Annotated in this window: 6 protein-coding genes; 5 read left to right on the forward strand and 1 reads right to left on the reverse strand. The window is 31.3% G+C overall.

The window, feature by feature from the left end:
• The 5 genes from ACI3VO_RS04440 to ACI3VO_RS04460 all read left to right on the forward strand — a co-directional run.
• A partial coding sequence (locus ACI3VO_RS04440) for an FAD-dependent oxidoreductase (RefSeq protein WP_439756763.1) occupies window positions 1–1124 on the forward strand: 1124 nt, incomplete at its 5' end.
• Between the two features lie 180 nt (window positions 1125–1304).
• Window positions 1305–1592 (forward strand): hypothetical protein, encoded by a 288-nt coding sequence (locus ACI3VO_RS04445; RefSeq protein ID WP_439756764.1) that lies wholly within the window; start codon window positions 1305–1307, stop codon window positions 1590–1592.
• 35 nt (window positions 1593–1627) lie between these two features.
• Entirely contained in the window at window positions 1628–2437 is an 810-nt protein-coding gene (locus ACI3VO_RS04450; RefSeq protein WP_439756765.1) for an MBL fold metallo-hydrolase, read from the forward strand.
• Window positions 2438–2538: 101 nt separating this feature from the next.
• Window positions 2539–3540, forward strand: a complete 1002-nt coding sequence (locus tag ACI3VO_RS04455) for a peptidylprolyl isomerase (protein ID WP_439756766.1) — start codon at window positions 2539–2541, stop codon at window positions 3538–3540.
• A 96-nt stretch (window positions 3541–3636) separates the two neighbouring features.
• Window positions 3637–3978, forward strand: a complete 342-nt coding sequence (locus tag ACI3VO_RS04460; RefSeq protein ID WP_439756767.1) for a cupin domain-containing protein — start codon at window positions 3637–3639, stop codon at window positions 3976–3978.
• 70 nt (window positions 3979–4048) lie between these two features.
• Here the strand turns inward: ACI3VO_RS04460 and ACI3VO_RS04465 are convergent, their stop codons facing one another.
• The gene (locus ACI3VO_RS04465; RefSeq protein ID WP_439756768.1) at window positions 4049–5611 is read right to left on the reverse strand and encodes a nitrite/sulfite reductase; all 1563 of its coding nucleotides are present in this window, start codon (window positions 5609–5611) and stop codon (window positions 4049–4051) included.
• Window positions 5612–5623: the final 12 nt, after the last annotated feature.

Here is a 5623-nt window from a genome sequence, read left to right on the forward strand (position 1 = left end):
AAGAGTACAAGACATGTGAGAGATTGAAAATACCATATGAGTATTTAAATGATATCGAGGACTTTCCTCTAGATATAAAGGCGGCATTGAAGTTAGACGATCAAGCTCAATTTAACACCAAAAAATATATCGATAAGTTGGCTGAAATCGACAAATCAAAGGGAGTTTTGATATATGAAAATACTCCTGTTGTAGGTCTGACTAGAGAAGATAGTACTTATATAGTAAAAGCTAGAGATAATATTGAGATAAAAACAAAAACATTGATTATAGCATCATCTAATCCGTGGCATGATGGATTGAGATTTTATTTTTCAAAACAAAAGGCTTCTAGATCTTATCTAACTCTTTCAAAGCTCAACAAGCCTATTGCCAAGGGAATGTTTATAAACGTAGAAGAGCCTTCAAAAACTATAAGAACATACACCGATAAAGGGTGTGATTACTTGATTTGTGGTGGTTTTGATCATAAAACAGGAAAATGTGATGATGAAAAAGAGCTATTCGATAAAATTGTAGATTTTGCGAAAAATAATTTTAAAATAGGAACTATAGAATACAAGTGGTCTACACAAGATTATATAACGACAGACAATATACCTTACATAGGACGTATAAATAATGAAGAAAATAATATCTATATAGCGACTGGATTTTGCAAATGGGGTATAAGCACATCTGCTGTGGCAGCTATTATTTTTAGAGATTTAATTGTAAATGGAAGCTCTGATTATGAAGATGTATTTAATCCATCTAGAGCAGGAAGCTATTTAAATTTCAATTATTTAAAAGAAAATAGTATAATGGTCTACGATTATATAAAAGGAAAGATAAAAAAAGGAAGCACAGAATTAGATTTAGAAAAAGAAGAAGGAAAAGTCATAATTATAGATGGAGATAAATACGGAGCTTATAAGGATAAGGATGGTAAGGTGTTTGTTGTAGATATAACTTGTACGCATTTGGGGTGTGAGCTCGAGTTTAATAGCTTTGAGCATAGTTGGGATTGTCCGTGCCATGGAAGTAGGTTTAATTATGATGGGACAGTTTTGAATGGTCCTGCGCTTAAACCGTTGAAATTACTTGGAACAGGGAATAATGATATTGACCCTGATTTAGTTTAATAAATTCAATTAGATAATAAGACTCCTCTGCTAAAAGCTAAGTGCATAACTTATAAAGCAGAGGAGTTTTATTGTATAAATTTGGAAAATTTAGATGGATTTTTAAATTTTAACTGAAGAGTTTTTTATAAAATGGTATAATTATAAACACTAGAAAGTTGATATGTGAGGTATTGTTATATGAAAACATATGAATCAATAATAAAACAAATGGAAGAACAGTTGAATGAGATAGAATACGACATAGAAAATAACTCTAAGGATAAAGAATTAATAGAGGAGGATTTATTTTATATTACTAATAAAGCGATAAATGCTAAGGATTCATTTAAATTAAACTATTTTAAACACAAGGATCCTGAACTTTTAAAAGAAATAAAAGAGGATTATGCATATAAGATGCTCGATAAATTGAGTGATTGCATAGCAAGGTGTGCTTATTTGAAATGTATAATTTTTATGCATTAGTTGAGATTATATAAAAATCGAAAAGAGGTATTAAAATGGGAATAGAATTAATCATGTTGGGAACAGGACATGCGATGGTTACAAAATGCTACAATACATGTTTTTTATTAAAAAAAGAAGATGAATATTTGATGGTGGATTCTGGCGGTGGAAATGGGATTATGGCTCAGCTAGAGAAGCTAGAAATTCCATATACAGATATTCATAATTTGATCGTGACACATGGTCATACCGATCATATATTGGGCGCGATTTGGATAATAAGAAAAATCGCAATGATGATGACAGCAAAACAATACCCTGGAAAATTCACTATATATTGTCACGATGAAGTCATGAAAACAATTCAAACGTTTTGTGAATTGCTTTTTCCAGAGAAATTTCTTAAATTTATTGGAGACGGAATTTATATTCAAGAGGTAGCTGATGGAGAACAACTCGACATTATCGGGATTAAGACCGAGTTTTTCGATATACAATCTACAAAGAAAAAACAATTTGGATTTAAATTGACATTTGATGATGGTAAGACATTAGCTTGTCTTGGTGATGAGCCTTATAATGAAGTAAATAAAAAATATATACAAAATTGCGACTGGATGCTTTCTGAAGCTTATTGTCTATATGCTGATAGGGAAAAATTTAAACCATATCAAAAGCACCACAGCACAGCTTTAGATGCAGGAAAATGTGCAGAAAAGCTAAATATAAAGAATTTACTTTTATATCATACTGAAGACACTAATCTAGAAAATCGAAAAAAATTATATACAGATGAGGCGAAATCCGTCTTTAGCGGAAATGTATTTGTGCCTTATGATTTAGAAAAATTAAGAATTAAATAAGAATAAATTAAGGTTTTTATTATAATATATGTAGATAAATTCGAATGAACTAAATTAAAGCTTAGTCCATTTTAAAATTATTTGGGAGGAAAAAATATTTAATGGATGAAAATGAAAAAAAAGAAAGAAAAATAATGAAAAAGGTAGCCCTAGTATTTGCCTTAATAGGTGTAATAGGAGGAGCATTTTATGGAGGTATGGAGTACGGAAGACTTTTACCGGCGAGTCATAGATATTATTCTAATAGCCAAGTGTATGCGACTATAGATGACGAGGAAATAACAGGTGAAGATTTAAAAACTGTTATGGAGCCAATTTTTTATTCAAATGGTCTACAAAAATTAAGCGATTCAGAAATTTCTTCTTATGAATCTACTATGCTACAATACCTTGTGAATATGGAGGTTTTATATAAAGAGGCAGAGGAAAACAACGTAGAAGTGACAGACGATCAAGTTCAACAAAACTATGATCAGACTATAAGCAGTATAAACTCTGAATATAATTTAACAGAAGAGGAGTATTTAGATAAGTTCGATCTTACAGAAGAAAAATTAAAAGAGCGTATAAAAAAGGAATTGATGGGAGCTACTTATTTAGAGAATTATAGTAATGTAAGCGAGGAAGAAGCAAAAAATTACTACGAAAAAAATAAAGACGATTATAAGCAAATCAGAGCCTCTCATATATTGATTTCAAATTACGACAGTGATAATAAAGAAGTCAGCGACGAACAAAAGGAGAAAAATAAAAAAACTGCCGAAGAGGTTTTAAAATTGGCATTGGATGGAGAAGATTTTTCTCAATTAGCAAAGGAATTTTCAGATGACTCTTCTGCTTCTAGTGGAGGAGATTTAGGATATTTTACTGAAGACGATATGGTGAGTTCATTTTCAAAGGCAGCATTTTCTCTAGAAGATGGCGAAATCTATTCTGAAGTAGTAGAGACAACTTCTGGATATCATATAATAAAGAAAACAGGTGAAAAGGAACAGGATTTTGACGATGTAAAGGATGATTTGATTACAACTCTTAAAAATACTAAGCAAACTACTTTAATGCAAGACTTGTATAGCAAGTACAATGTTGATGTAAAAAATTAGAAAAAAGATTATGTAGCCATATTAAAACTTTTAAAGTTGTGATATTATGTAATATAAGTGTAATTATTTAAAGTAAATTTTAAAGGAGATATGCAGATGATAAAGAGAAAAAATGAATTGACAAAAATTGTAGGGCCTGTTGCAGGTGGAAAAGGAGAAATAACTCGAGAATTGATACTTGAAGGTGAAGAGCTAAAGGATCAAGCAAAAGTATTTTCTAGAATAACTGTACCAGTAGGCGCTTCAATTGGTATGCATGAACACAAAGAAGACTTTGAAGTATATTACATATTAAATGGAAAAGGTAAGGTTTTAGATGGCGAAGAAGTTGTCGAAGTAGGAGAAGGCGATGTTATCTATACTATTGACGCTAAACACTACATTGAAAATATAGGAGATGAAGAACTAGTATTTTTAGCTGTAGTAATTAACTTATAGAAGTTCGGTAATTTATAAAAATTTAGCAATATAAAAGCTGTAGAGATGGATTTTCTACAGCTTTTTAAATTTATACTAAGTTGTATTTATCGATTATATGATCGAATTCTTCGCGATAATTTTGGGTTAAAGTTTTAAAATCGATGTTTTTGTCTACGAGCTTTTGGCTTATTTCATATAGCATATTTGGAATATCATCACATTTAAATTCTCCTACAGCTTCACCTAATCTCGACTCACCTACAGCAAATTTGCCGTTTATACTCATTTCAAAGCAGTGTGTAGAGACATTGTCTATCTTTTTCATTCTGCCGGTAAATCCAATACAGCCTATTTGGTGAACTCCACAAGAATTTCCACATCCTGATATGTAGATTTTAGGCATAACTTCTAGGTTTTTCTTGTCTTTGCTATTTATTTTGAAATGGGTTATTATATCTGATAACATTTTTTGACTGTCACAAATTCCCATTTGGCAGATTGGCACACCTATGCAGGAAATACTGTTTTCAAGCAAGGTAGAACCACTCGTGTTTTCTGTGATTTCTAAGATTTTTTTAGCTTCATTTCCATCTAGATTTAGTATATACATTTCCTCCATCATGCCGATTCTGATCATAGGATTTTTTACTTTATCGAGCTCGTATAGTAGGGCTTTTAAATTTTTAAGCTTGTATATGCCTCCGAGTGGATGGATATAGACTGTATATAAATTTGGCTGCTTTTGTTTTATTAATCTAGGGTTTGTGCAGTCAATAGCTAGACCTTCTTTACTGTAATCTATAGGTTCAGGATTTATTTTTAAATGTTTGTTTTTCTTTTGTTCATCTACGTATTTTTTGAATTTATTTAAAAATTCCTTTTCTCCCAAATCCTCTACTAAATATCTTATCCTAGCCCTATGTTTGTTTTCGTAATTTCCCTCTTTTGCAAAAAATTCTGTAAGACCTTCAACGTAATAAAGAACATCTGAAGGATTTACTAATTCTGGAAGCTTTATGCCAAGACGTGGATTTTTGCCGAGACCTCCTCCAACATATACCTTAAAATAATGTTTGCCGTTTTTAGTAGTAGCGACAAATCCCAAATCCTGTACAGTTGCATGTGCAAAATCCTTGTCAGAGCTCGAGTAAGAGACCTTAAATTTTCTAGGAAGATGGTAAGTCGTCATTTTGCTCAAAAAATATTTATCAGTAGCTAGGGCATATGGAGTTACATCGAAGCTCTCTTCGACATCAACTCCAGATAAAGGTGACAATCCTACATTTCTAGGGTAATTTCCACCACCGCCTCTTGTAAATATACATTTTTCTATTCCGTCTTTCATGATATCTACTACTGCATCGATATCCAAATCGTGTAATTGAATAGCCTGTCTAGTTGTCAAGTGTATAGAATCTAAATTATGATTATTTGCCATTTGGTATATCGTATGTAGCTGACATCTAGAGATAACTCCACATGAGGTTCTAAGTCTTATCATAAATGATTTTTTATCTCTTTGGGCATATACGCCGTATCCTCCAGAGAAGCTTTTATACTGCATTTTTGATATATTTCCATTTAAAAAATTTAAAGTGTAGTCTTTAAATTCAGGTAATTCATTTAATAACATTTTTTTTAGATAATTCATAAAACACCGCCT

It is taken from the genome of Intestinibacter sp., from assembly GCF_051866655.1.
In the GTDB taxonomy this organism is placed as follows: domain Bacteria; phylum Bacillota; class Clostridia; order Peptostreptococcales; family Peptostreptococcaceae; genus Intestinibacter.

Bases quoted from the DNA above. Each gene is read 5' to 3' on its own strand.
- ACI3VO_RS04445 (WP_439756764.1), top strand. From the start codon at position 1,305: ATGAAAACATATGAATCAATAATAAAACAAATGGAAGAACAGTTGAAT.
- ACI3VO_RS04450 (WP_439756765.1), top strand. From the start codon at position 1,628: ATGGGAATAGAATTAATCATGTTGGGAACAGGACATGCGATGGTTACA.
- ACI3VO_RS04455 (WP_439756766.1), top strand. From the start codon at position 2,539: ATGGATGAAAATGAAAAAAAAGAAAGAAAAATAATGAAAAAGGTAGCC.
- ACI3VO_RS04460 (WP_439756767.1), top strand. From the start codon at position 3,637: ATGATAAAGAGAAAAAATGAATTGACAAAAATTGTAGGGCCTGTTGCA.
- ACI3VO_RS04465 (WP_439756768.1), bottom strand. From the start codon at position 5,611: ATGAATTATCTAAAAAAAATGTTATTAAATGAATTACCTGAATTTAAA.